This is a genomic window from Telluria sp. AZSoR62 (genome assembly GCF_058111565.1).
Genome location: NZ_JBYTST010000094.1, coordinates 1 through 416 on the forward strand (window position 1 = coordinate 1; position 416 = coordinate 416).

Annotated in this window: 1 protein-coding gene; it reads right to left on the reverse strand. The window is 58.2% G+C overall.

All coding sequences use genetic code 11. From position 1 onward, the window contains the following. The coding region (locus tag AC3XQU_RS23025; protein WP_489876481.1) for an N-6 DNA methylase at nt 1-416 on the reverse strand (416 nt) is incomplete at both ends.

The following is a 416-nucleotide window of genomic DNA, read 5'->3' on the forward strand; positions in this document are numbered from 1 at the left end:
CGGAGGTCTTAACGCCGGTGTAGGGCTGAAAGACCCCACCTGGAAGAGAGATGACTCCCTCCACCACGTGCTCGGCAAGGAGCTCTCGGCGCAGGCGCACGTGAGCATCGGTATTACCGAACAGGACGCCCTCAGGAATGATCACTGCGCAGCGGCCACCAATATCCAGCAAGTCGAGCATCAACCATAGAAAGAGAAGTTCGCTCTTATTGGTGATCGTGTCCCCTTTTTTCTTGCCGCCACCGCCGACACGCGGGAAAAGTAAGGTGTCGGGCTCAAGATCGCCGCTGTCGACCGTACCGGTAAAGGGTGGGTTGGCCAATACGAACTGGTAGCTGCCTGGTTCCAACAGCTCCTTGAGCTTGGCCTTTCCTTCGCGCTTGCTGAGTGAGTCGCCCTGCAGCAAATGCGGGTCG